Below are 25,854 nucleotides of genomic sequence, written 5' to 3' on the forward strand. Positions count from 1 at the left end.
ATGAATGCTGAAGACTCCTTGAAACTTGCTCGCCGGTTTATCGGGTTGCCCCTGGAAAAGCGCCAGATGTTCCTCGCGGCCTTGCACAAGGAAGGCGTGGATTTTTCCCAGTTCCCGATCCCGGCAGGGGTAGAGGCCGAAGATCGCCAGGCGCTGTCCTACGCCCAGCAACGCATGTGGTTTCTTTGGCACCTGGACCCGCAAAGCGGCGCCTATAACCTGCCGGCGGCGGTGCGCCTGACCGGTCGCTTGAATCAGGTTGCGCTTGAGCAAGCGTTCGCCAGCCTGATCGAGCGTCACGAAACCCTGCGCACGGTGTTCCAGCAACAAGCCGACGACAGCTTGCTCCAGGTCTCGGTGCAGCAACCGCTGGACATCGAACGCATTGATCTGAGTGCCTTGCCACCCACGGGACGTGAATCGCGCGTGGCCGAAGCGGCTGAAGAGCAATCGCTGATTCCATTCGATCTGGCCCAAGGCCCGCTGCTGCGGGTGCGCTTATTGAAGCTGGACGAGCAGGAACACGTGCTGCTGCTGACCTTGCACCACATCGTTTCCGACGGCTGGTCGATGAACGTCTTGATCGATGAGTTCTGCCGCTTCTATGACGCCCATGATCACGGCAAGACCCCGGATTTCGCTCCGCTGCCGATTCAGTACAGCGACTACGCCCTGTGGCAGCGCCGCTGGCTGGAAGCCGGGGAGCAGCAAAAGCAGCTGGATTACTGGTTGGCGCAATTGGGTGACGAACACCCGGTGATGGAGCTGCCGCTGGATCATCCGCGCCCGGTGTTGCCAAGCTATCGCGGTCGGCGCCATGAACACGTGGTCGATGCGGCACTGGCCGAGCAACTGCGCGGCGTTGCCCGTCAGCACGGCGTCACACTGTTTATGCTGTTGCTGGGCACCTTCAATATTCTGCTGCACCGTTACACCGGCCAGAACGACTTGCGCATTGGCGTGCCGATCGCCAACCGCAATCGCTGGGAAATCGAAGGGCTGATCGGATTCTTCGTCAACACCCAGGTGCTGCGCGTACAACTGGATGGGCAGACCCGTCTTGGCGATCTGTTGCGCGACCTTAAAGAGGCCGCCCTCGGCGCCCAGGCCCATCAGGACCTGCCGTTCGAACGCCTGGTCGAAGCGCTGAAACTGGAGCGCAGCCTGAGCTACAACCCGCTGTTCCAGGTGATGTACAACCATCAGCCGCAAGTGGCAGATGTCACCACGCTGAAGGTCGGCACCGGTCTGGAACTGGGCGTGATCGAGTGGGAAAGCCGCAGCACTCAGTTCGACCTGAGCCTGGACACCTACGAAAAGGCCGGGCAACTGCACGCAGCCTTCACCTATGCCAGCGACCTGTTCGAGCCGCAAACCATCGAACGCCTGGCCCGACACTGGACGCATCTGCTGCGCAGCATCGTCAATGACCCGCAGCAACGGGTCGGCGAAATCCCGCTGCTGGAGGCTGGCGAATATCAACAACTGGTCGCTGACTGGGGCCGCCACGACATGGCTTGGCCGAGCGAGCGTCCGGTGCATGAGCTGTTCGAGATTGCGGCTGAGAAAACCCCCGACGCCACTGCGTTGATCTTCGACGGCCAACGGCTGGTTTACGGCCAGCTCAACGCCCGGGCCAATCGTCTGGCGCGTCGGTTGGTGGCGCAAGGCGTCGGTCCCGATGGGTTGGTGGGGATCGCGGTTGATCGTGGGCTGGACCTGATCGTTGGCATTCTCGCGGTGCTCAAGGCCGGTGGCGCCTACGTGCCGCTGGACCCGCAATACCCTCGCGACCGCTTGCTGTGCATGATCGAAGACAGCGGCACGCAGTTGATCCTCAGTCAGAGCCATTTGCTTGAGCGCCTGCCGGTGCCGGACGGCGTGGCTTGCCTGTGCCTGGATCAGGCCGATGCCTGGATGTCCCCGGATGAAAGCAACCTGGCTCGCCCGGTGTGGGCGGATAACCTCGCTTACGTCATGTTCACCTCGGGTTCGACCGGGCGCCCGAAAGGCGTCGGCATCAGCCACGGCGCGCTGAGCAAGCACGCGTTTGCCTCGCAGCATTACTACAACCTGAGCGCCGCCGATTGCGCGTTGCAATTCGCCACGTTCAACTTCGATGCTTTCGGCGAGCAACTCTTCGGTCCGCTGACCTGCGGCGCCTCGGTGGTGCTGCGCGGTAACGACATTTGGGACAGCGAAACCCTCTACCGGCAGATCGTCGAGCAGGGCATCACCGTGATGGACCTGACCACGGCCTACTGGAACATGATCGCCAAGGAATTCGCCGCCGTCGGCCCGCGTGACTACGCGGCGCTGCGCCAGGTGCACAGCGGTGGCGAAGCGATGCCGCCGGAAGGTGTGCTGGCCTGGCGTCAGGCTGGGCTTGAGCACGTCAAACTGCTGAACACCTACGGCCCGACCGAAGCGACCGTGACCGCCACCACCCTGGATTGCAGCGATTACATCTTCGGGCGTCAACCGTTGCCGCTGACCCTGCCCATCGGCAAACCGCTGCCGGGCCGCCACACGTACCTGCTCGATGAAAACGGTCAGCCTGCTCCGGTGGGGGTAATCGGTGAGCTGGTGATCGGCGGCGAGCTGCTGGCTCGCGGTTATTTCCAACGCCCGGACCTGAGCGCCGAGCGGTTTATTCCCGATCCGTTTTCCGGTTCCGGCGCACGCTTGTACCGCACCGGCGACCTGGCCCGATTCAATAGCCACGGGGTGATCGAATACGTCGGTCGTGTTGACCATCAGGTGAAAATTCGCGGTTTCCGCATCGAGCTGGGCGAGGTTGAAGCGCGGCTATTGGAATTGGAATCCGTTGGCGATGCGGTAGTGCTGGCGGTGCAGGGCGGTAGCAGCTTGCAACTGGTCGGCTATGTCGTACCGAAAGACGCTTCGCTGGTGCAAGCGTCCGCCGACGAGCAAAACGCGATCCGCGAAGCGATCAAGGTGCAACTCAAAGATAATCTGCCCGATTACATGGTGCCCACGCACCTGTTGTTCCTCGCGGCCTTGCCGTTGAGCCCGAACGGCAAACTCGACCGCAAGGCTTTGCCGGTCCCGGATGCCAGCCAGATGCAGCAGGCCTATGTGGCACCACGCAGTGAGCTGGAACAGAAAATCGCCGGGATCTGGCAGGACGTGCTCAAGCTGGAGAAAGTCGGCCTGACCGATAACTTCTTCGAGCTGGGCGGCGACTCGATCATCTCCATTCAAGTGGTCAGCCGCTCGCGCCAGGCCGGGATTCATTTCAGCCCGCGTGACCTGTTCCAGCATCAGACGGTGCAGGGTTTGGCGAGCGTGGCACAGCAAGGCGTCGCTGCACTGACCATCGATCAAGGCCCGGTGAGCGGCGAATTGCCGTTGCTGCCGATCCAGCAGACGTTCTTCGAAGAATCGATTCCGCAGCGTCATCACTGGAACCAGGCCGTGTTGCTGCGCGCCCATCAAGGGTTGCAGGCCGCGCCGTTGATTAAAGCGCTGAATGCACTGTTGGCGCACCACGATGTGTTGCGTTCGCGCTTTATCGCGGGGCGTGCAGAAGTGGCGGTTATCGCTGCCGACAACGAGTTGCTGTGGACTGCCGACAACGTCAGTGCCGCCGAACTGGACGAACTCTACGCCAAGGCCCAGCGCAGCCTGGACCTGCAAAACGGCCCGTTGCTACGCGGCGTGTTGGCGACCTTGACCGATGGTAGCCAGCGCCTGTTGCTGGCGATCCACCACTTGGCGGTGGACGGGGTGTCCTGGCGCATTCTGCTGGAAGACTTGCAGTTCGCTTATGAACAAGCGTCGCTGGGCGCCCGTGTAAAACTCCCGGCCAAAACCAGTTCTTACAAGGCCTGGGGCGAACATCTGCAGGCTTACGCCCGCACGGAAGCGGTGCAAGCGGAGCTGAGCTTCTGGCATCAGCAACTGAGCGGCGCCACCGTGAACCTGCCGTGCGACAACCCGCAAGGTAGCCAACAAAGCCGTCATGCCCTTGTGCTTCACAGTCGATTGGACAAGGCTTTTACCCGGCAACTGTTGCAGCAGGCGCCGGCGGCATACCGCACCCAGGTCAATGATTTGCTGCTGACCGCCCTGGCCCGGGTGATCTGCCGCTGGACCGGCCACGCCGACACCCTGATCCAGCTCGAAGGCCACGGTCGTGAAGACCTGTTCGACGACATCGACCTGACCCGCACCGTCGGCTGGTTCACCAGCCTGTTCCCGGTGCGCCTGACGCCTGCCGATTCCCTCGCGGTCGCGCTCAAGCAAATCAAGGAACAACTGCGCGCTATCCCGAACAAGGGCCTCGGTTTCGGCGTGCTGAAATACCTCAGTGATGAGGCCGTGCAATCCAGTCTCAAGGCCTTGCCAACGCCGCGCATCACCTTCAATTACCTTGGCCAGTTCGACGGCAGTTTCGCAGCCGAAGACGGGGCGCTGTTCAGTCCGGCCGGTGAAAGTGCGGGCGGTGAGCAAAGCGCCGAGGCGCCGCTGGACAATTGGCTGGGCGTTGAAGGCCAGGTGTTCGAGGGCGAACTCGACCTGCGCTGGACCTTCAGCCGCGAGGTGTTCAACGAAGCGACCATTGCCCGCCTGGCCGATGAATACGCTCGCGAACTTGAAGCACTGATCAGTCATTGTTGCCTGCCGGAATCCATGGGCGTCACGCCGTCGGACTTCCCCCTGGCCCACATCGATCAAGCACAACTGGACGCGATTCCCGTAGCCGCCGCGGGCATCGAGGACATCTATCCGCTGTCGCCGATGCAGCAAGGCATGCTGTTCCACACCTTGTACGAACAGGGCACCGGCACTTACATCAACCAGTTGTGCGTCGATGTCGATGGCCTCGATGCCGAGCGTTTCCGTGATGCCTGGCAGGCGACCATGGACGCCCACGACATCCTGCGCAGTGGTTTTATCTGGCAGGGCGAGTTGCAGGAACAGTTGCAAATTATCCATCGTCACCTGGAGCTGCCTTACGTACTGCTCGACTGGCGCGAACGCAGCGACATCGCCCAGGCACTCAGCGCTTTCACTGCTGCGGACCTCGCCCAAGGCTTCGACCTTACCCAGGCCGGGCTGCTGCGCCTGACGCTGATCCAGACCGGCGACAGCCGTCATCACCTGATCTTCACCAACCACCACATCCTGATGGATGGCTGGAGCAGCGCGCAGATGCTCGGCGAGGTGTTGCAGCGTTACAGCGGGCAACAGCCGCCGCGTCCGGTGGGGCGTTATCGCGATTACATCCAGTGGCTGCAACGCCAGGACGGCGCCGTCAGCGAAGCGTTCTGGCTGGCGCAGCTAGGGGATTTCCAGGAGCCGACCGTGTTGGCCCAGGCGGCGGCGAGCGGCGGTGAGGTGCTGACTGAAAGCGGTCATACACTGCGTCATCACGAACTTGATGCTGCACGTACCCGGCGCCTGAACGACTTTGCCCGTCAGCAGAAAGTTACCGTCAACACCTTGGTCCAGGCCGCGTGGCTGCTGCTGTTGCAGCGCTACACCGGCAGCGAGTGCGTGGCATTCGGCACCACCGTGGCCGGGCGGCCGGCGGATTTGGTGGGCATCGAGCAACAAGTCGGCCTGTTCATCAACACCTTGCCGGTGATTGCCGGCTCGCGTCCGGACCAGAGCGTGGGTGCCTGGCTGGCCGCTGTGCAGGCGCAAAACCTCAGCCTGCGCGAGTTTGAACACACGCCGCTGGCAAACATCCAGCGCTGGGCCGGGCAGGGCGGCGAGTCGCTGTTCGACACGTTGCTGGTGTTCGAAAACTTCCCGATTTCCGAAGCCCTGCAACACGGCACTGCCCAAGGCGTGGTCTTCGGCGAAGTCGCCAACCAGGATCAAACCCATTACCCGCTGACTGTTGGCGTGACCCTCGGTGAAACCCTGGCGCTGCATTTGAGTTTTGATCAGGCGAAATTCAGCGTCGCGACTGTCGAGCGTCTCAGCGCTCATTTGCTGCACCTGCTCGACACTTTTGCCGAGTCCGCCGAGCGACGCCTGGGTGAAATCGCCCTGGTTACGGCTCCAGAACAAGCCCTGCAACAAGCGAACAACCAGCCACAACCTTACCCGGTGAATGTCGCGGTGCATCAGCGTTTCGCGCAGCTTGCAGAGCAGCGCCCCGAGCGCACGGCGGTGATCTTCGACGATCAGCGTTTCAGCTACGGCGAACTGGACCTGCGAGCCAACCGCCTCGCCCATGAGCTGGTGACCCAAGGCGTCGGCCCGGAAGTGCGCGTCGGCGTGGCCATGCCCCGTGGTGAAGGCTTGATCGTGGCGCTGCTGGCGGTGCTCAAGGCCGGTGGCGCCTATGTGCCGCTGGACACCAGTTACCCGCGCGAACGCCTGGCCTACCTGATGCAGGATTCGGGGCTGGCGCTGCTGCTGACCGACTCGCGAATCTCGGCGCAATTACCGATTGAAGACATGCTGAATGTGCTGGAGCTGGATCGCCTTGACCTGAGTTCACGGCCGGTCACGGCACCGACGGTAAGCCTCGATCCGGACAACCTCGCCTACGTGATCTACACCTCCGGCTCCACCGGTAATCCGAAAGGCGTGAGCGTGACCCACGGGCCTCTGGCGATGCATTGCCAGGCCATCGGTGAGCGTTATGAAATGCGTGACAGCGACTGCGAATTCCACTTCATGTCGTTCGCCTTCGACGGCGCCCATGAACGCTGGCTGACCAGCCTGACCCACGGCGCCTCGCTGCTGATTCGCGACGACAGCCTGTGGACCCCGGAGCAGACCTACAACGCCATGATCGAACACGGCGTGACCGTGGTCGCGTTCCCGCCGGTGTACCTGCAACAACTGGCCGAACACGCCGAGCGCGAAGGCAATCCGCCGCAGGTGCGCATCTACTGCTTCGGCGGCGATGCGGTGCCGAACGCGAGTTTCGAACGGGTCAAGCGTGCGCTGAACCCGGAGTACATCATCAACGGCTACGGCCCGACCGAAACCGTGGTCACGCCGCTGATCTGGAAGGCCGGGCGTGAGGTGCAGTGCGGCGCGGCCTATGCGCCGATCGGCAGCCGCATCGGTGATCGCAGCGCCTACGTGCTCGACGCCGATCTGAACCTGCTGCCCCAAGGCATGGCCGGTGAGCTGTACCTCGGCGGCACCGGGCTGGCCCGGGGTTACCTGAATCGTCCGGGGCTGACGGCGGAGCGTTTTGTTGCTGATCCGTTCAGCATTACGGGCGGTTTGCTCTACCGCACCGGTGACCTGGTGCGCCAACGCGCCGATGGCACGTTCGACTACCTGGAACGTATCGACAACCAGGTGAAGATCCGTGGTTTCCGCATCGAACTGGGCGAAATCGAAGCGCGCTTGCAGACCTTCGACGGCGTCCGTGAGGCCGTGGTGGTGGCTCAGGAAAGCGCCGGCAGCAAACGCCTGGTCGCTTACGTGGTCGGCGATGCCCAAGGCAAAGATTTTGCGCAATCGCTGCGCGATCAACTCAAGGCCGCGTTGCCGGCGCACATGGTCCCGGCTTACGTGCTGCTGCTTGAACGCATGCCGCTGACCCCCAACGGCAAGCTCGACCGCAAGAACCTGCCACGTCCTGATGTCAGCCAATTGCAGCAAGCCTATGTGGCGCCGCAAAGCGCGCTGGAACAGCAACTGGCAACCATTTGGCAAGACGTGCTGAAGCTGGAGCGCGTCGGTTTGAGCGACAACTTCTTTGAGCTGGGCGGCGACTCGATCATCTCCATTCAAGTGGTCAGCCGCGCTCGGCAGGCCGGTTTACGCCTCACGCCCAAAGACCTGTTCCAGCACCAGACCATTCAGGCACTGGTGGCGGTGGTGCAGACCGGCGAACCTTTGCAACTGATCGATCAAGGCCCAGTGACCGGGGATATGCCGTTGCTGCCCGTGCATCAGGTGTTCTTCGCCCAGGCGATTCCTGATCGTCATCACTGGAACCAGTCGGTGATGCTCAAGCCGACTCAAGCGCTGAATCCTGAAGTTTTGCAGCAGGCCTTGGGTGCGCTGGTGATGCATCACGACAGCCTGCGTTTGAACTTCGTCGAACAGGGCGAAGGCTGGTCTGCGCAGTATCGCGATAACAAGGCCGAGCCGATCCTTTGGCAGGCCGACGTCGCCGATCTGGCCGCTCTCGAAACCTTGGGCAACGAGGCCCAGCGCAGCCTGCAACTGAGCGACGGCTCGCTGATCCGTGCTGTGCTGGCGAACCTGGCCGATGGTACTCAGCGCTTGCTGTTGATCGTTCACCATCTGGTGGTCGATGGCGTGTCGTGGCGCATCCTCTTCGAAGACCTGCAAACCGCCTATCGCCAAGGCCAATTGCCGTCCAAGACCAGCGCCGTTAAGGCGTGGGCTCAAGCGCTGCAAGGTTATGCGGCCAGCGCACCCTTGCAGGCCGAGCTCAATTATTGGCAGCAAGAGTTGCACGGCGCGCCGGTCGCGTTGCCGTGCGACAACCCGGATGGCGGGCAGCAACATCAACAAGCGGTGGTGATCCGTAGCCGACTTGATAAAACCCTGACCCAGAAACTGCTGCAAGAAGCCCCGGCGGCCTATCGCACCCAGGTCAACGACCTGCTGCTGACGGCGCTGGTGCGGGTGATGGTGCGCTGGACCGGTGACGACAGTGTGCTGGTGCAGCTCGAAGGTCACGGTCGCGAAGACCTGTTCGATGCAGTGGACCTGACCCGCACCGTGGGCTGGTTCACCAGCCTGTTCCCGGCGAAATTGACACCGGTCGCTGAACTTGGCGCTTCGCTCAAGCAGATCAAGGAACAACTGCGCGCCATCCCGAACAAAGGCATCGGCTTCGGCGCCCTCGCGCACCTGGGCGACGACCACGCGCGGCAAACCCTGCAAGCACTGCCCAAACCTCGCCTGACCTTCAACTACCTCGGCCAGTTCGATGGCAGTTTCGATGCCGCGGACGAGGCCTTGTTCGTGCCGACCAGCGAGTCCGGCGGCCAGGAAGTGAACATGCAAGGCCCGCTGGGCAACCAGTTGGCCCTTGACGGCCAGGTGTTCGGCGGCGAGCTGGACCTGAGCTGGACCTTCAGCGGCGAGATGTTCAACGCGCCGACCATCCAGCGCCTGGCGGATGACTACCTGCAAGAACTCACGTCGCTGATTGCCCATTGCTGCGACAGCACTAACCGAGGCGTGACGCCGTCGGACTTCCCGTTGGCGCAGCTGTCCCAAGCGCAATTGGATGCGCTGGTGGTGCAGCCGCAAGCGATCGACGACATCTATCCGCTGTCGCCAATGCAGCAAGGCATGCTGTTCCATACGCTGCTGGAGCACGGCACCGGCGACTACATCAACCAGATGCGTCTGGACGTCGATGGCGTCGACCCGCAACGCTTCCGCGACGCTTGGCAATCAGTGCTCGACGCCCACGACATCCTGCGCTCGGCGTTCCATTGGCAGGGCGATCTTGAGCAGCCGGTGCAGGTTGTTCATCGCCATATCGACGTGCCGTTCCGTGTATTGGATTGGCGTGATCAAGTCGAACTGGACGCTTCGCTGAAAACGCTGGCCGATGAAGAACGGGCCCAGGGCCTGGACCTGACCCAGGCGCCGCTGTTGCGTCTGGTGCTGGTGCAAACCGCTGCCGACCGTCATCACCTGATCTACACCAACCATCACATCCTGATGGACGGCTGGAGCAGCGCGCAGTTGCTCGGCGAGGTGTTGCAGCACTACAGCGGCCAAGGCGTAGCGCGCCAGGCTGGACGTTATCGCGACTACATCGCCTGGCTGCAACGTCAGGATGCAGCGGTCAGCGAAGCGTTCTGGCTGGCGGCACTGAGCACGCTGGAAGAACCGACCCGACTGGCCCACGCCATCGCCCGGCCGAAAGACGTCAACGTCGGTTATGGCGACCACTATCAAGTGCTCGACGCCGACCTGACCCAGCGTCTGGCCGAGTTTGCCCGTGCCTCGAAAGTCACCATCAACACCTTGGTCCAAGCCGCGTGGTTGCTGCTGTTGCAGCGTTACACCGGTAAGGACAGCGTGGCATTCGGCGCGACGGTGGCCGGGCGTCCGGCGGACCTGCCGGGTTCCGAGCAGCAGATCGGATTGTTCATCAACACCCTGCCGGTGATTGCCGGCCCGCGCCCACAGCAGAGCCTGGCCAGTTGGCTGCAAGGCGTGCAGGCGCAGAACCTGGCGCTGCGCGAGTTCGAACACACGCCGCTGGCGGATATCCAGCGCTGGGCCGGGCAGGGCGGTGAAGCGCTGTTCGACACCTTGATGGTGTTCGAGAACTACCCGATCTCCGAAGCCCTGGAGCAGGGCGCGCCGCAAGGCTTGCGCTTTGGTCCGGTGGCCAACCATGAACAGACCAACTACCCGATGACCTTGTTGGTGAGCCTTGGCAATCAGCTATCGGTGCACTTCAGTTACCAGAACGACAGTTTTGCCTCGTCCAGCGTGGCACAACTGGGCACGCATTTGCAGCATCTGCTGGCTCAGATGACCGAGGCGGGGGAGCGTTCGCTCAGCGAGTTGACCTTGCAGGATTCTGTCGTCCCGACCGCGCAGGCGAACTTCGCGACTGACCTGTGCATTCATCAGCGCATTGCTCGCCAGGTTGCCGCGACGCCCGATGCCTTGGCCGTGATCTTCGGCACAGAACAACTGACCTACGCCGAACTCGACGGCCAGGCCAATCGACTGGCGCACAAGCTGATCGAGCTGGGCGTTGGCCCGGAAGTGCGGGTCGGTGTCGCGATGCAGCGTTCCGATCAGCTGTTGATCGCATTGCTGGCGGTGCTCAAGGCCGGTGGTGCCTACGTGCCGCTCGACCCGGATTACCCGGCCGAACGCGTGGCTTACATGCTGGAAGACAGCCGCGCCTTGGTGTTGCTGACCGAGCAGGCAGTGGCTGCGACGTTGCAAATCGGCACTGGCACGCAAGTGCTGCTGATGGATCAGGCTCAAACCTGGCTCGGTAACTATTCGGCCAGCGCTCCGGTCACGGCAGTCACGCCGGACAACCTCGCCTACGTGATCTACACCTCCGGTTCCACCGGCAAACCAAAAGGCGTGGCCATCGCCCACCGCAACGTCATGGCGCTGATCGACTGGTCGCAGTCGGTCTACAGCCGCGACGATATTCAAGGCGTGCTGGCTTCGACCTCAGTGTGCTTCGACCTGTCGGTGTGGGAACTGTTTGTGACCCTGGCCAATGGCGGCTCGCTGATCATCGCCCGTAACGCCCTGGAACTGCCGCAACTGCCGGCCCGGGATCAGGTGCGCCTGATCAACACCGTGCCATCGGCAATTGCCGCATTGCAGCGCGCCGGACAGATTCCGGCCAGCGTGCGCATCATCAACCTGGCCGGCGAACCGCTGAAACAGGCGCTGGTGGACACGTTGTACGAACAGGCGAGCATTGAGCACGTCTACGACCTCTACGGCCCGTCGGAAGACACCACTTACTCCACCTGGACCCGCCGCGAGGCTGGCGGCACGGCGAGTATCGGCCGTGCACTGAAGCACACCAGCAGTCATCTGCTGGACGCCGATTTGCAACCCGTACCCCACGGCGTTTCGGCGGAGTTGTACCTGGCCGGCGCCGGTATTACCCGTGGTTACCTGGCGCGGCCGGGCATGACCGCCGAGAAGTTCGTGCCCAACCCGTTTGCGAGCAATGGTGAGCGCTTGTACCGCACCGGCGACCTGACCCGTTATCGCGAGGACGGCGAACTGGAGTACATGGGCCGCATCGACCATCAGGTGAAGATCCGCGGTTTCCGCATCGAACTGGGCGAAATCGAAGCGCGGCTGCTGGCCCAACCAGCGATCAGCGAAGCGGCGGTGTTGGCGCTCGACGCCGAGGGTGGCGCGCAATTGGTGGCCTATGTGGTCGCCCCACAACTGGAGCTGGAAGACGGCGAAGCACAACGACAACTGCGCGAAGGACTAAAGACTGCGCTCAAGTCTTCGTTACCTGACTACATGATTCCGGCGCATCTGTTGTTCCTCGGGCAATTGCCGCTGACCCCCAACGGCAAACTCGACCGCAAGGCCCTGCCGGCGGTGGATGTCAGCCAGATGCAAGCCAGTTATGTAGCGCCGGTCAGCGAGCTTGAACAACAGGTCGCGGCGATCTGGCAGCAAGTCCTTACCGTTGAGCGCATCGGCTTGAACGACCACTTCTTCGAACTGGGCGGGCATTCGCTGCTGGCGGTCAACGTGGTGTCGCGCATCGCTCTTGAACTGGGGCTGACGCTGACACCGCAATTGTTATTCCAGCACCCCGTCCTGAGCGATTTCGTCGCTCACCTCGCCACCGAAGACGGGGCCATCGATGAACAGAAACTGAACAAGCTGGAAGCCCTGCTTGACGAAATGGAGGAAGTCTAATGGACAAGAGTGTTGCTTTGAGGATTGCCAAGCGCTTTATCACTCTGCCGCTGGACAAACGTAAGCTGTACCTGGCCAAGATGCTGGAAGAGGGCGTGTCCCCGGCGAACCTGCCGATCCCGGAGACCCGCTTCGGGTTCGAGGCGATCCCGCTGTCCTACGCCCAGGAACGCCAGTTGTTCCTCTGGCAGATGGACCCGCACAGCACCGCGTACCACATTCCCAGCGCATTGCGCCTCAGGGGACGGCTGGATGTCGCGGCACTGGAGCGCAGCTTCAATGCCCTGGTGCGCCGCCACGAAAGCTTGCGTACCACCTTCGTCGAGCAGGATGAGAAAACCTGCCAGGTGATTCATCCGCAGATGCCGTTGAGCATCGCGTTGCAACCGTTGCCAGAAGGCCTGGATGCCGACGGCGTCGAAGCACACATCAAGGCCTTCGTCGAAAACGAAACCGCGCGCCCGTTCAATCTGCAACAAGGGCCGTTGCTGCGGGTATCGCTGCTGAAAATTGCCGAAGACGATCACGTGCTGGCGCTGATCCAGCACCACATCATTTCCGATGGCTGGTCGATGCAGGTGCTGGTCGGCGAATTGATCAAACACTACGCCGCCGACACCAGCGGGCAGTCGTTGACCCTGCCGGAACTGGAAGTGCAATACGCCGACTATGCCATCTGGCAGCGTCACTGGCTGGAGGCCGGTGAGCGCGAGCGTCAACTCGCCTACTGGATGGAAACGTTGGGCGGCGAGCAGCCGGTGCTGGAATTGCCGATCGATTATCCACGCCCTGCGGTGCAAAGTTATCGCGGCGCGCGCCTGGACCTGAACCTGCCGGCGGAGCTCGGCGAAGCCCTCAAGCAATTGGCCCAGCGCGAAGGCGCGAGCCTGTTCATGGTGTTGCTGGCCTCGTTCCAGGCCTTGCTCCATCGCTACAGCGGCCAGGCGCAAATCCGCGTCGGCGTGCCGGTGGCCAACCGCAACCGGGTCGAGACCGAAGGCCTGATCGGCTTCTTCGTCAACACCCAAGTCCTGAGTGCCCAGATCAATGGGCAACTGCCGTTCAACCAGCTGCTGGCCCAGGTCAAGCAGTCGGCCATGGCCGCCCAGGCCCACCAGGATTTACCCTTCGAGCAACTGATCGAAGCCCTGCAACCGGAACGCAGCCTGAGCCACAGCCCGGTGTTCCAGGTGATGTACAACCACCAGGCAGTCAACGATCAGACCCAACGCCAAAGCCAGGTGCAACTGCCGCAACTGAGCGTCGAAGACATTGTCTGGGAAGGTCGCACCGCGCAATTTGATCTGACTCTGGGCACTTACGAGTCGAGCGAGGGCGTCGCTGCCGAACTGACTTACGCCACGGATTTGTTTGAGCCCGCCACGGTCGAGCGCCTGGCGCGGCATTGGCAGAACCTGTTGCAAGGCATCGTCGACGAGCCGAGCCAACGCATCGGCGAACTGCCGCTGCTCGACAGCACCGAGCAAACGGCTCTCCTGCAGGACTGGCATCGCGTGGTCGAACACACGGCTGAAGCACCGTGCGTGCAACAGCGCATCGCCGCTGCGGCTGAACAATCGCCGGACGCGATGGCCCTGATCGTCGGCGAAGAATCCCTGACCTACGCTCAGCTGGACGCCCGCGCCAACCAGCTCGCGCACAAACTGATCGAAGCGGGCGTCGGCCCGGATCGGCTGGTGGGCATTGCCGTCGAACGCAGCGTGGAAATGATCGTCGGCCTGCTGGCGATCCTCAAGGCCGGCGGCGCTTATGTGCCGCTGGACCCGGCGTATCCCGAGGATCGCCTGGCGTACATGATCGAAGACAGCGGCCTCGAACTGCTGCTGACCCAGTCCCATTTGCAAGCGCAATTGCCGATTCCGGCGGGGCTCAACACCTTGCTGCTCGATCAGCCGCAAGCGTGGCTGGCGGCTTATCCGCAGACTTGCCCGACGGTGGAACTGAACGGCGAACACCTGGCTTACGTGATCTACACCTCGGGTTCCACCGGCAAGCCGAAAGGCGTGATGGTGCGCCACGCGGCCCTGTGCAACTTCGTCGCAAGCATGGTCGATCAGCCGGGCCTCAGCGCCCAGGACCGCATGCTGTCGCTGACCACCTTCTCGTTCGATATTTTTGGCCTGGAAATCTATGGCCCGCTGCTGGCCGGCGCCGGCGTGGTGCTGACCGGCAAAGACGTGCATCAAGATCCACAAGCGGTGCTCGAACTGATCGAGCGCCACGGCGTGACCGTATTGCAAGCCACGCCATCGACCTGGCGCATGCTGCTCGACAACGAGCAGGCACCGATTCTGGCGGGTCGCATGTTCCTGTGCGGCGGCGAAGCGCTGCCGCAAGAGCTGGCCCAACGCATGCTCGCGCTGACACCGAAGGTCTGGAACCTTTATGGCCCGACCGAGACCACCATTTGGTCGGCATTGCACCCGTTGTCCGCCGAAAACAGTCGGCCATTTCTTGGCAAACCGATCGACAACACGGCGCTGTACATCTTTGGCAGCGACCTGGAGCTCAACCCGATCGGCGCACCGGGTGAGCTGCTGATTGGCGGCGAAGGCCTGGCTCGCGGCTACTTCGAACGCCCATCGCTGACCGCCGAACGCTTCGTGCCGGACCCGTTTTCCTTCAGCGGCGAGCGTTTGTACCGCACCGGTGACCTGACCCGTTATCGCGCCGATGGCGTGATCGAGTACATCGGCCGGATCGACCATCAGGTGAAAATCCGTGGTTTCCGTATCGAGCTCGGCGAGATCGAAGCACGCCTGCTGGCACTGGATAGCGTGCGCGAAACTGTGGTGGTGGCGCAGGACGGTGCCACCGGTCCACAACTGGTGGCCTACGTGGTGGCTGCTGCGGCTGTTGATGATGAAGCCGCGTTGCGCGCCGCACTCAAGGCCAGCCTCAAGGCTGAGCTGCCGGAATACATGGTGCCTGCGCACCTGTTGTTCCTTGCGCAACTGCCGCTAACCCCCAACGGCAAGGTTGATCGCAAGGCATTGCCGGCCCCCGATGCCAGTCAGTTGCAATCCACCTACATCGCCCCGCAAACCGTCACCCAGCACACCGTTGCCGAGATCTGGCAAGCGGTGCTCAAGCTTGATCAAGTCGGTTTGAGCGACAACTTCTTCGAACTTGGTGGCCACTCGCTGCTGGTGACCCAAGTGGTCTCGCGGGTGCGTCAGGCGTTGAATGTGCAAGTGCCGCTGCGCACGCTGTTCGAACACAGCACTTTGCAGGATTTCGTTGCCGCCCTGGGTGTTGAACAGGCGAACCAGGAGCCGCCGATTGTGGCGTTGCCGCGCCTGCAACCGATGGCGCTGTCCTATGCCCAGGAACGTCAGTGGTTCCTCTGGCAACTGGAACCGACCAGCACCGCTTACCACGTGCCGGCGGCGCTGCGACTGCGCGGCGAGCTGGACTTGTCGGCGCTGCAACGCAGCTTTGACAGCTTGATCGCCCGTCACGAATCCCTGCGCACCTGCTTCGTTGAAGAGCAGGGCCAGACCTTGCAACTGATCCAGGCCAACACCTCGCTGGATCTGCAAGTTGTGGCGCTCGACAGTGAACTCGACGATGCCGCACTCCAGGCCCTGGTGGCCGAAGAAACCCTGCACCTGTTCAACCTGCAACAAGGCCCGCTGCTGCGGGTCAAGCTGTTGCGCCTGGCCGTCGATGACCACGCGCTGGTCATCACCCTGCACCACATCGTTTCCGATGGCTGGTCGATGGGCATCATGGTCGATGAATTGATCGCCCTGTATGCCGGTTTCAGCCAAGGCCTGACGCCGCAATTGCCCGCGCTGCCAGTGCAATACGCCGACTATGCCGTGTGGCAACGGCAGTGGATGGAGGCCGGTGAGCGTGAGCGCCAACTGGCTTACTGGACCGCACAACTGGGCAGCGATCAGCCGTTGCTGGAACTGCCGACTGACCGTCCACGTCCCGCCGAGCAAAGCTATCGCGGCGCTCGTCAGGACATCCCGCTGAGTGCTGAACTGGCCGTAGGCCTCAAGCACCTGGCGCAGCAGGAAAATGTCACCCTGTTCGCGCTGTTGCTGGCTTCGTTCCAGACTTTGCTGCATCGCTACAGCGGTCAGGCCGATATTCGCGTGGGTGTGCCGGTGGCCAACCGCAACCGCATTGAAACCGAAGGCTTGATCGGTTTCTTCGTCAACACCCAGGTGCTGAAGGCCGAGATCGACAGTCAGCAGACGTTCCGCAGCCTGTTGGCCCAGGTGAAAAACACCGTGCTCGGCGCCCAGGCTCATCAGGACCTGCCGTTCGAGCAACTGGTGGATGCGCTGCAACCGGAGCGCAGCCTGAGTCACAGTCCGCTGTTCCAGGTGATGCACAACCACCAGAGCCAGGCTCGGGAAGGGCGGGGCGCGGCACGTTTGCCGCAGATCGCGATTGAAGGTTTGAGCTGGGTCTCGCACACCGCTCAGTTCGACCTGACCCTGGACACCTTCGAGTCCAGCGATAACGTCTGGGCCGAACTGACCTACGCCACCGACCTGTTCGACGCCGAAACCATGCAGCGCCTGGCACAGCACTGGACGAACCTGCTGAACGCCATCGTCGCCGATTGCGGCCAGCGCATCGCCGAGTTGCCGTTGCAAGACGCCGCCGAACACGCGGCCACGCTGTTGCAGTGGAACCCGGCGGTGGCCGATTTCCCGAGCCAGCGTTGCCTGCATGAACTGATCGAAGCTCAAGCGTTGCGCACGCCCCAAGCAATTGCCGTGAGCTACAACGAGCTGACCCTGAGCTACGGTGAACTGAATACCCGTGCTAACCAATTGGCGCACAAGCTGATCGACAGCGGCGTCGGCCCGGACGTGCGCGTTGGCCTGGCGGTCGAGCGCAGCCTGGAGATGCTGATTGGGCTAGTGGCGATCCTCAAGGCTGGCGGCGCCTACGTGCCGCTGGATCCGACGTATCCAGAAGAACGCCTGGCCTACATGATCGGTGACAGCGGCATTGGCCTGCTGTTGACCCAAAGCCATCTGCTCGGTCGTCTGCCGGTGCCGGACTCGGTGCGCAGCCTGATGCTGGATCAGGATCGCGACGGCCTCGAAGGCTATAGCGATGCCAATCCGCAGGTGGTCATGAGCCCGGACAACCTGGCTTATGTGATCTACACCTCCGGCTCCACCGGTCAGCCGAAAGGCACCTTGCTGGCACACCACAACGTACTGCGACTGTTCGATGCGACCCAGGACTGGTTCAGTTTCGGCCCGCAGGATGTCTGGAGCCTGTTCCATTCCTACGCGTTCGATTTCTCGGTCTGGGAAATCTTCGGTGCGCTGCTGTACGGCGGCAAACTGGTGGTGGTGCCCTACGAGGTCAGTCGCTCGCCGGAAGATTTCTACGCCTTGCTGTGCCGCGAGCGCATCAGCGTGCTTAACCAGACGCCGTCGGCGTTCAAGCAGTTGATGCAAGTCGCTTGCGCGCCGGAACACTCGGCACTGCAACCGTCCCTGCGTTATGTGGTGTTCGGCGGCGAGGCACTGGAGGTCAAGAGCCTGCGCCCCTGGTTCGAGCGCTTTGGTGACCAGGCCCCGCAACTGATCAACATGTATGGCATCACTGAAACCACCGTCCACGTGACCTACCGGCCATTGACCCTGGCCGACCTGCAACGTGAGGCCAGCAGCCCGATTGGTGAGCCGATCCCGGACCTGTCCTGGTACTTGCTCGACGGTGATCTGAACCCGGTCGCTAAAGGCTGCATCGGCGAGCTGTACGTCGGTCGCGCCGGTCTGGCCCGGGGTTATCTGAACCGTGCCGACCTGACCTGCCTGCGGTTTATCCCGGACCCGTTTGCCGCTGACGGCGGCCGCTTGTACCGTACCGGCGACCTCGCGCGTTATCGCGCGGACGGCGTGATCGAGTACATCGGGCGCATCGACCATCAAGTGAAAATTCGCGGCTTCCGTATCGAACTCGGCGAAATCGAAACGCAACTGCTGGAGCAGGATGTCATCCGTCAGGCGGTTGTTCTGGCGCAGCCGGGCCTCAGCGGCCAGCAGTTGGTGGCGTATCTGGTGCCAGCCGATGCCGCGTTGCTGGATGCCAGCCCGACCGAGCAAGGTCAATGGCGTGACAGCGTGCGCGCCGCGCTCAAGGAAAACCTGCCGGATCACATGGTCCCGGCGCACCTGTTGTTGCTGGCGCAGCTGCCGTTGACCGCCAACGGTAAACTCAACCGCAACGCCTTGCCGTCCCCGGACGCCAGTCAGGCGCAGCAGGCTTATCAGGCACCGCAAAGCGAGCTGGAGCAACGCATTGCCGCCATTTGGCAAGACGTGCTGAAGCTGCCGCAAGTGGGCCTCAACGACAACTTCTTCGAACTCGGCGGCGATTCGATCATCTCGATCCAGGTGGTCAGCCGCGCCCGTCAACTGGGCATTCGCCTGAGCCCCAAAGACCTTTTCCAGCATCAGACCGTGCAACGTCTGGCGCTGGTGGCGCAGGTGGGGGAAAGCGAGTCCGGCATCGATCAACAAGCGGTGAGCGGCGCGGCGTTGTTGTTGCCGATCCAGCAGCAGTTCTTCGACGATGAAATCCCTGAGCGTCATCACTGGAACCAGTCGGTGCTGCTCAAGCCGCGGTTGTCGCTGGACGCTGAAAAAGTCGAGCAAGTATTGCGTGCCCTGGTGGCCCATCACGATGCCTTGCGCCTGAGCTTCACCCGGCACAACGATGTGTGGATGGCGGAACATCAGTCGATTGAACAGCTGCAACAGCCGTTGCTGTGGCAGGAAGCGGTGGCCGATGCCGCCGCGCTCGAAGCCCTGGGCAACCGCGCCCAGCGCAGCCTCGATCTGCAACAAGGTCAACTGCTGCGCGCCGTTTTGGCGACATTGGCTGATGGCAGCCAGCGGCTGTTGCTGGTGATCCATCACCTGGCGGTGGACGGCGTGTCGTGGCGGATTCTGCTGGAAGACCTGCAAAACACGTATCAGCAACTGCTCGACGGCCAGCCCTTGAACCTGCCGGCCAAGACCAGTGCCTTCAAGGACTTTAGTGAACACTTGCAGCGCCACGCCAACAGCCCGGCGTTGCAGCAAGAGTTAGCTTACTGGCAAGCCTGCTTGAGCGATGTCAGCACCGATCTGCCGTGCAAGCGCCTCGACGCCGGCCAGCAAAATCGCCTGGCGTTGAACGTGCAGACGCGCCTCAATCAGGACCTGACCCGCCAGTTGCTGCAAGAAGCCCCGGCGGCCTATCGCACACAGGTCAACGACCTGCTGCTGACGGCATTGGCGCGGGTAATAGGGCGCTGGACCGGTCAGGCTTCGACGCTGATCCAGCTCGAAGGCCATGGCCGCGAAGAACTGTTCGATGGCGTTGACCTGACCCGCACCGTCGGTTGGTTCACCAGCCTGTTCCCGGTACGCTTGACGCCTGCCGCCGAGCCCGGCGACTCGATCAAGCAGATCAAGGAACAACTGCGTTCGATCCCGCACAAGGGCATCGGCTTCGGCGCATTGCGTCACCTCGGCGATGCCCCGGCGCAGCAAACCTTGCGCGCCTTGCCGAGCCCGCGAATCACCTTCAACTACCTCGGCCAGTTCGACGGCAGCTTCGAGGGCGATGACGGCGCGTTTTTCACTCCGGCCCAGGAAAACGCCGGGCTGGAGCAGAGCCTCGACGCACCAATGGGCAACTGGCTGACCCTCAATGGTCAGGTGTATGGCGGCGAGCTGAGTGTTGGCTGGAGTTTCAGCAGCGAGCGCTTCGACACGGCAACCATCGAACGTCTGGCCGCAGACTACGCCGCAGAACTGGCGGCGCTGATCGCCCATTGCGTAACCCCGGGCGTACAGGGTCTGACACCGTCGGACTTCCCGCTGGCCGGCCTGACCCAGGTGCAACTCGACAGCCTGCCGGTGGCCGCGCAGCAGATCGCTGATGTCTATCCGCTGTCGGCGATGCAGCAGGGCATGTTGTTCCACAGCCTCTACGAGCAATCGACCGGCGATTACATCAACCAGGTCCGCCTCGATGCCGAAGGCCTCGACCCTCAGCGCTTCCAGCAAGCCTGGCAAGCGGCGGTGGATAGTCATGACATCCTGCGCACCAGTTTTGTCTGGCAAGGGCAGGTGGCGCGTCCGGTGCAAGTGGTGCACAAGCAACTGGACATGCCGTTCAGCGTGCTTGACTGGCGTGACCGAGGCGATGTGCAAACGGCCCTCGATGAACGGGCCGCCGCTGAACAGGCGCAAGGTTTTGACCTGGCCCAAGGGCCGCTGCTGCGCATGGTTGTGGTGCGCCTCGATGACCAGCGCTGCCATTTGATCTACACCAACCATCACATCCTGATGGATGGCTGGAGCAACTCGCAGTTGCTCGGTGAAGTGTTGCAACGCTACAGCGGCGAGCCGATGCCGGCCCTGGCCGGGCGTTACCGCGATTACATCGCCTGGCTGCAACGCCAGGACGTGGCGGTCAGCGAAAGCTACTGGAAAGGCCAACTGGCCAACCTGCAGGAACCGACGCGTCTGGCCCAGGCGATCCAGCGCCAGCCAGTCGAAGAACACCTTGATGGTCATGGCGAGCGTTATTGCTTCCTGAGCGCCGAGCAGACTCGTGCACTGAGCGAGTTCGCCCGTCAGCAGAAAGTCACCCTCAACACCTTGATCCAGGCCGCGTGGCTGTTGCTCTTGCAACGCCTGACCGGCCAGGAAAGCGTAGCGTTCGGCGCCACCGTTTCCGGTCGCCCGAGCGAGCTAAAAGGCGTCGAGCAGCAAATCGGCCTGTTCATCAACACCCTGCCAGTCATCGCCAGCCCGCGCTCGGAACTCACCGTGGGCGAGTGGTTGCAGAGCGTGCAGGCGCAAAACATCACCTTGCGTGAGCATGAACACACGCCGTTGTTCGACATCCAGCGTTGGGCCGGCAAGAGCGGCGAAGCGCTGTTCGACAACATCCTGGTGTTCGAGAACTACCCGGTGTCCGAGGCGCTGGAGCAGGGGTCTCCTTCAGATCTGCGCTTTGGCAACGTCAACAACCACGAGCAGACCAACTACCCGCTGACCCTGGCGGTGAATGTCAGCGATGAACTGTCGCTGCATTACAGCTACCAGCGCGCACAATTCGCCGATTCGGTGATCGTGCAGTTGAGCCAACACCTCGACACCTTGTTGCAGCAGATCGTGCAGTCGGGCGACGCCACCCTCGGTGAGCTGAATTTGCTGGGCACGGCCGAGCAGCAATTGATGGTCGAGCAATGGAATGCGACTGGCGTTGCCTATCCACTGGAGCAGGGCGTCCACAGCCTGATCGAAGCCCAGGCCCGACGCACACCGGATGCGCCGGCGCTGGTGTTTGGCGACCAATCCTTGAGTTACGCCCAGCTCAACGCGCGCGCCAACCAGTTGGCCCATGCCTTGATCTCACGTAACGTCGGCCCGGATGTGCTGGTGGGAATTGCGGTTGAGCGCAGCCTGGAAATGGTCGTCGGCCTGCTGGCGATCCTCAAGGCTGGCGGCGCCTACGTACCGCTGGACCCGGAATACCCGCGTGATCGCTTGAGCTACATGATCACCGACAGCGGCATCGAACAACTGCTGACTCAGGCGCATTTGCTGGCAAGCCTGCCGATCCCCGACGGCGTACAGACCCTGTGCCTGGAACCGTCCGGCGCAGACTTCGCCGCGTTCCCGAGCAGCGATCCGCAGGTCAGCTACGAGGCGAGCAACCTCGCTTACGTGATCTACACCTCTGGCTCCACCGGCATGCCGAAAGGCGCGGGCAACAGCCATCAGGCACTGACCAACCGCTTGCTGTGGATGCAACAGGCCTACGGTCTGGGCGCTGCCGACACTGTGTTGCAGAAGACGCCATTCAGCTTCGACGTCTCGGTCTGGGAATTCTTCTGGCCACTGATGACCGGCGCACGTTTGGTGGTGGCGGCCCCTGGCGATCACCGCGATCCGGCGAAACTGATCGCACTGATCAATCAGCAACACGTCAGTACGCTGCACTTCGTGCCGTCGATGCTTCAGGCCTTCCTGCAAGACGCCAACATCAGCAGTTGCAGCAGCCTGACGCGGATTGTGTGCAGCGGTGAAGCACTGCCGGTGGATGCGCAAATTCAAGTGTTCGCCAAACTGCCGGGCGCCGGGTTGTACAACCTGTATGGCCCGACCGAAGCGGCCATCGACGTGACCCACTGGACCTGCCGCGACGAAGGTCGCGATGGGGTGCCGATCGGACAACCGATTGCCAACCTGGCCACGTACATCCTCGACAGCGGCCTCAATCCGCTGCCAATCGGCGTGGCCGGTGAGCTGTACCTCGGCGGCGTCGGCCTGGCCCGTGGTTACCATCGCCGCGCCGGGTTGAGCGCCGAACGTTTCGTCGCCAGTCCGTTCGGTGACGGCCAGCGCCTGTACCGCACGGGTGACCTGGCGCGTTATCGCGCTGACGGCGTGATCGAATACGTTGGGCGTATCGACCATCAGGTCAAGCTGCGTGGCCTGCGGATTGAACTGGGGGAAATCGAAGCCCGGCTGATGGAGCATACCGCCGTGCGTGAAGCGGTGGTGGTTGCTCAAGATGTATTGGGCAGCAAGCAATTGGTGGCGTACCTGGTGCCGGTCGATCCGGCGACCCTGGAGACGGCCGAAGCGCTGCACGACGACCTGACCACGTGGCTGGGCGAAAGCCTGCCGGACTACATGGTCCCGGCCCACCGGGTGTGGCTGGCGCAGATGCCACTCAGCCCCAATGGCAAGCTTGACCGCAAGCGTCTGCCGGCGCTGGAGTTCGCTGCTTCGCAGCAACATGTCGAACCGGCCAACGCCACCGAGCAAACGCTGGTGGACATCTGGCAAGCGGTGCTCGGCCTGGAGCGCATCAGCACGACGGATAACTTCTTTGCCTTGGGCGGCGACTCGATCATCTCGATTCAGGTGGTCAGCCGTGCGCGCCAACAAGGGATTGAGCTAAGCCCCAAAGACCTGTTCCAGCAGCCGACCATCCAGCAATTGGCCCTGCGTGCTCAAGCCACCGAAGGCACGCTGCAACAACCGGCGGCACTGATCGACATGCCGCTGCACGGTTTGAGTGACGTGCAATTGGCTGAGCTGCCATTGCCGGCAGGTCAACTGGACGGTTTGTATCGCTTGTCGCCGATGCAGCAGGGGATGTTGTTCCTCGGCTTGAATTCGCCGGACGCCGACCTGTACATCAACCAGTTGTGCATTCCGGTGCAAGGCCTGGAGCCGCTGCGGTTCAAGGCTGCCTGGGAGGCGGTGAGCCTGCGTCACGACATCCTGCGCACCGGTTTCCTCTGGCAGGACATGGCCGAGCCGCTGCAATTCGTCCTTGCCAACCCGCTGTTGCCGATCAGCCTGCTCGACTGGCGCGACCAGGACCATTCGCCCGAGGCCTTGCAGCAACTGGCCGACAGCGAACGGGCCAAGGGTTTCGACCTGGATCGTCCGCCGCTGCAACGCCTGACCCTGGTGCAAGTGGGGGAGGACAGCTATCAGCTGATCTGGACCTACCACCACATCCTCATCGACGGTTGGAGTTCCTCGCAACTGATTGGCGAAGTGCTCAGCCAATATTCCGGCCAGAGCTTGCCCGAGGCGGTGCCTTACCGTCGTTACATCAACTGGCTGCAACAACAGGATGCCAACGCCAGCGAAGGGTTCTGGCGTGAGCAACTGGCGCAACTGGATGAACCGACTTATCTGGCTGACGCCGTGCCGCGCGTCGGCCAGGGTCACGGTCACGAAGCGCTTTACAGTCGCCTGGGCGAAACCCGCACCGAGCAACTCAAGGCCTTCGCGCAATCCCAGCAGATCACCCTCAACACCTTGGTCCAGGGCGCGTGGCTGGTGCTGCTCAGCCGTTATAGCGGCCAGCGCTGCGTGGCGTTCGGCGCCACGGTGGCGGGGCGTCCGGCGAGCCTGCCGGCGTCGGAGTCGATCCTCGGGCTGTTCATCAACACCTTGCCGGTGATCAAGGACGTGCGCGCCGAGCAAGCGGTTGGTGACTGGTTGCGCGACTTGCAGGACTTCAACCTGGAAATGCGCGAGCGTGAATACACCCCGCTCAGCGACGTGCAGCGTTGGGCCGGACGGGCCGGGCAATCGCTGTTCGACAGCATCATCGTGTTCGAGAACCACCCGATCGACCAGGCCCTGCGCGAGTGGCGCGACGACTCGCTGAAGTTTGGCGAGACCAACAGCGCCGGCCTGACCAACTTCCCGATGGACCTGATGGTCACCCTCGAAGAAGGCCTGGTGATCGAGTACATGTTCCTGCGCGAGCATTTCGACCTGGCGACTGTGGAAGGCATCCGCAGCAATATGGAAGGCTTGCTCGCGGCGCTGGCGCAGGATGCGGCGCAACCATTGGGCCGTATTGGTCTGGTCACCGGTCAGGCATTGCCGGTGACAACGCCCGAGACGCAAACAGTGGCGGCGCCGGTTCATCAGCGCATCGCGCAATGGGCAGGCCAACGCAACGAGCAGACCGCCGTGATTTTCAACGGTCAATCGTTCAGCTACGGGCAGATCGAAGCCCGGGCCAATCGTCTGGCCCATGCGCTGATCGCCGAAGGTGTCGGCCCGGAAGTGCGGGTCGGCGTGGCGTTGCCCCGCAGTGAAAACATGATTGTCGCCTTGCTCGCGGTGCTCAAGGCCGGTGGCGCTTATGTGCCGCTGGATGCGACGTACCCACCGGAGCGATTGAGCTATTTGATGCGTGATTCAGGGATCGCTTTGCTGCTCAGTGATTCGAGTTTGCACAACGTGCTGCCGAGCCAGGACAACCTGCACGTGATGGCGCTGGATCAACTCGACCTCGACGCGCAGCCAAGCAGTGCGCCGCAGGTTGACGTGCAACCGGACAACCTCGCCTATGTGATCTACACCTCCGGCTCCACCGGGCAACCGAAGGGTGTCGGTGTGGCTCATGGACCGTTGGCGATGCACTGCCAGGCCATCGGTCAACGCTATGAAATGAGCGAAGCCGATTGCGAATTGCACTTTATGTCGTTCGCTTTCGACGGTGCCCACGAGCGCTGGTTGACCACCCTGACCCATGGTGGGCGTTTGCTGATTCGTGACGACAACCTGTGGACTGCCGAGCAGACCTACGCCGCGTTGCATGAACATGGCGTCACCGTGGCGGCATTCCCGCCGGTGTACTTGCAGCAATTGGCCGAGCATGCCGAGCAGCAAGGCAATCCGCCGGCGGTGCGCATTTACTGCTTCGGTGGTGATGCAGTGCCAGCGGCGAGTTTCGAACTGGCCAAGCGTGCACTGAAACCACAACACATCATCAACGGCTACGGCCCGACCGAAACCGTGGTCACGCCACTGATCTGGAAGGCTGGTGTCGATGATGAATGTGGTGCGGCTTACGCCCCGATCGGCAGTGTGGTCGGTGAGCGCAGCGGCTATGTGCTGGACAGCGACCTCAACCGTTTGCCGG

2 protein-coding genes (1 of these 2 cut by a window edge) are annotated in these 25,854 nt (G+C 62.4%); both read left to right on the top strand.

Annotated features, from left to right (window positions below; all coding sequences use genetic code 11):
- Entirely contained in the window at positions 1-12,378 is a 12,378-nt protein-coding gene (locus ACWIKB_RS27400; protein ID WP_475270611.1) for a non-ribosomal peptide synthetase, read from the top strand.
- Positions 12,378-25,854 carry the 5' portion of a non-ribosomal peptide synthase/polyketide synthase gene (locus ACWIKB_RS27405; RefSeq protein WP_475270613.1) on the top strand. The gene runs 1,574 nt beyond the window's last position, so only the first 13,477 of its 15,051 coding nucleotides appear in the window; its start codon is at positions 12,378-12,380; its stop codon lies beyond the right edge, outside the window. The genes ACWIKB_RS27400 and ACWIKB_RS27405 overlap by 1 nt, the downstream gene beginning before the upstream one ends.

This window comes from Pseudomonas sp. 5Vm1k (assembly GCF_056161485.1).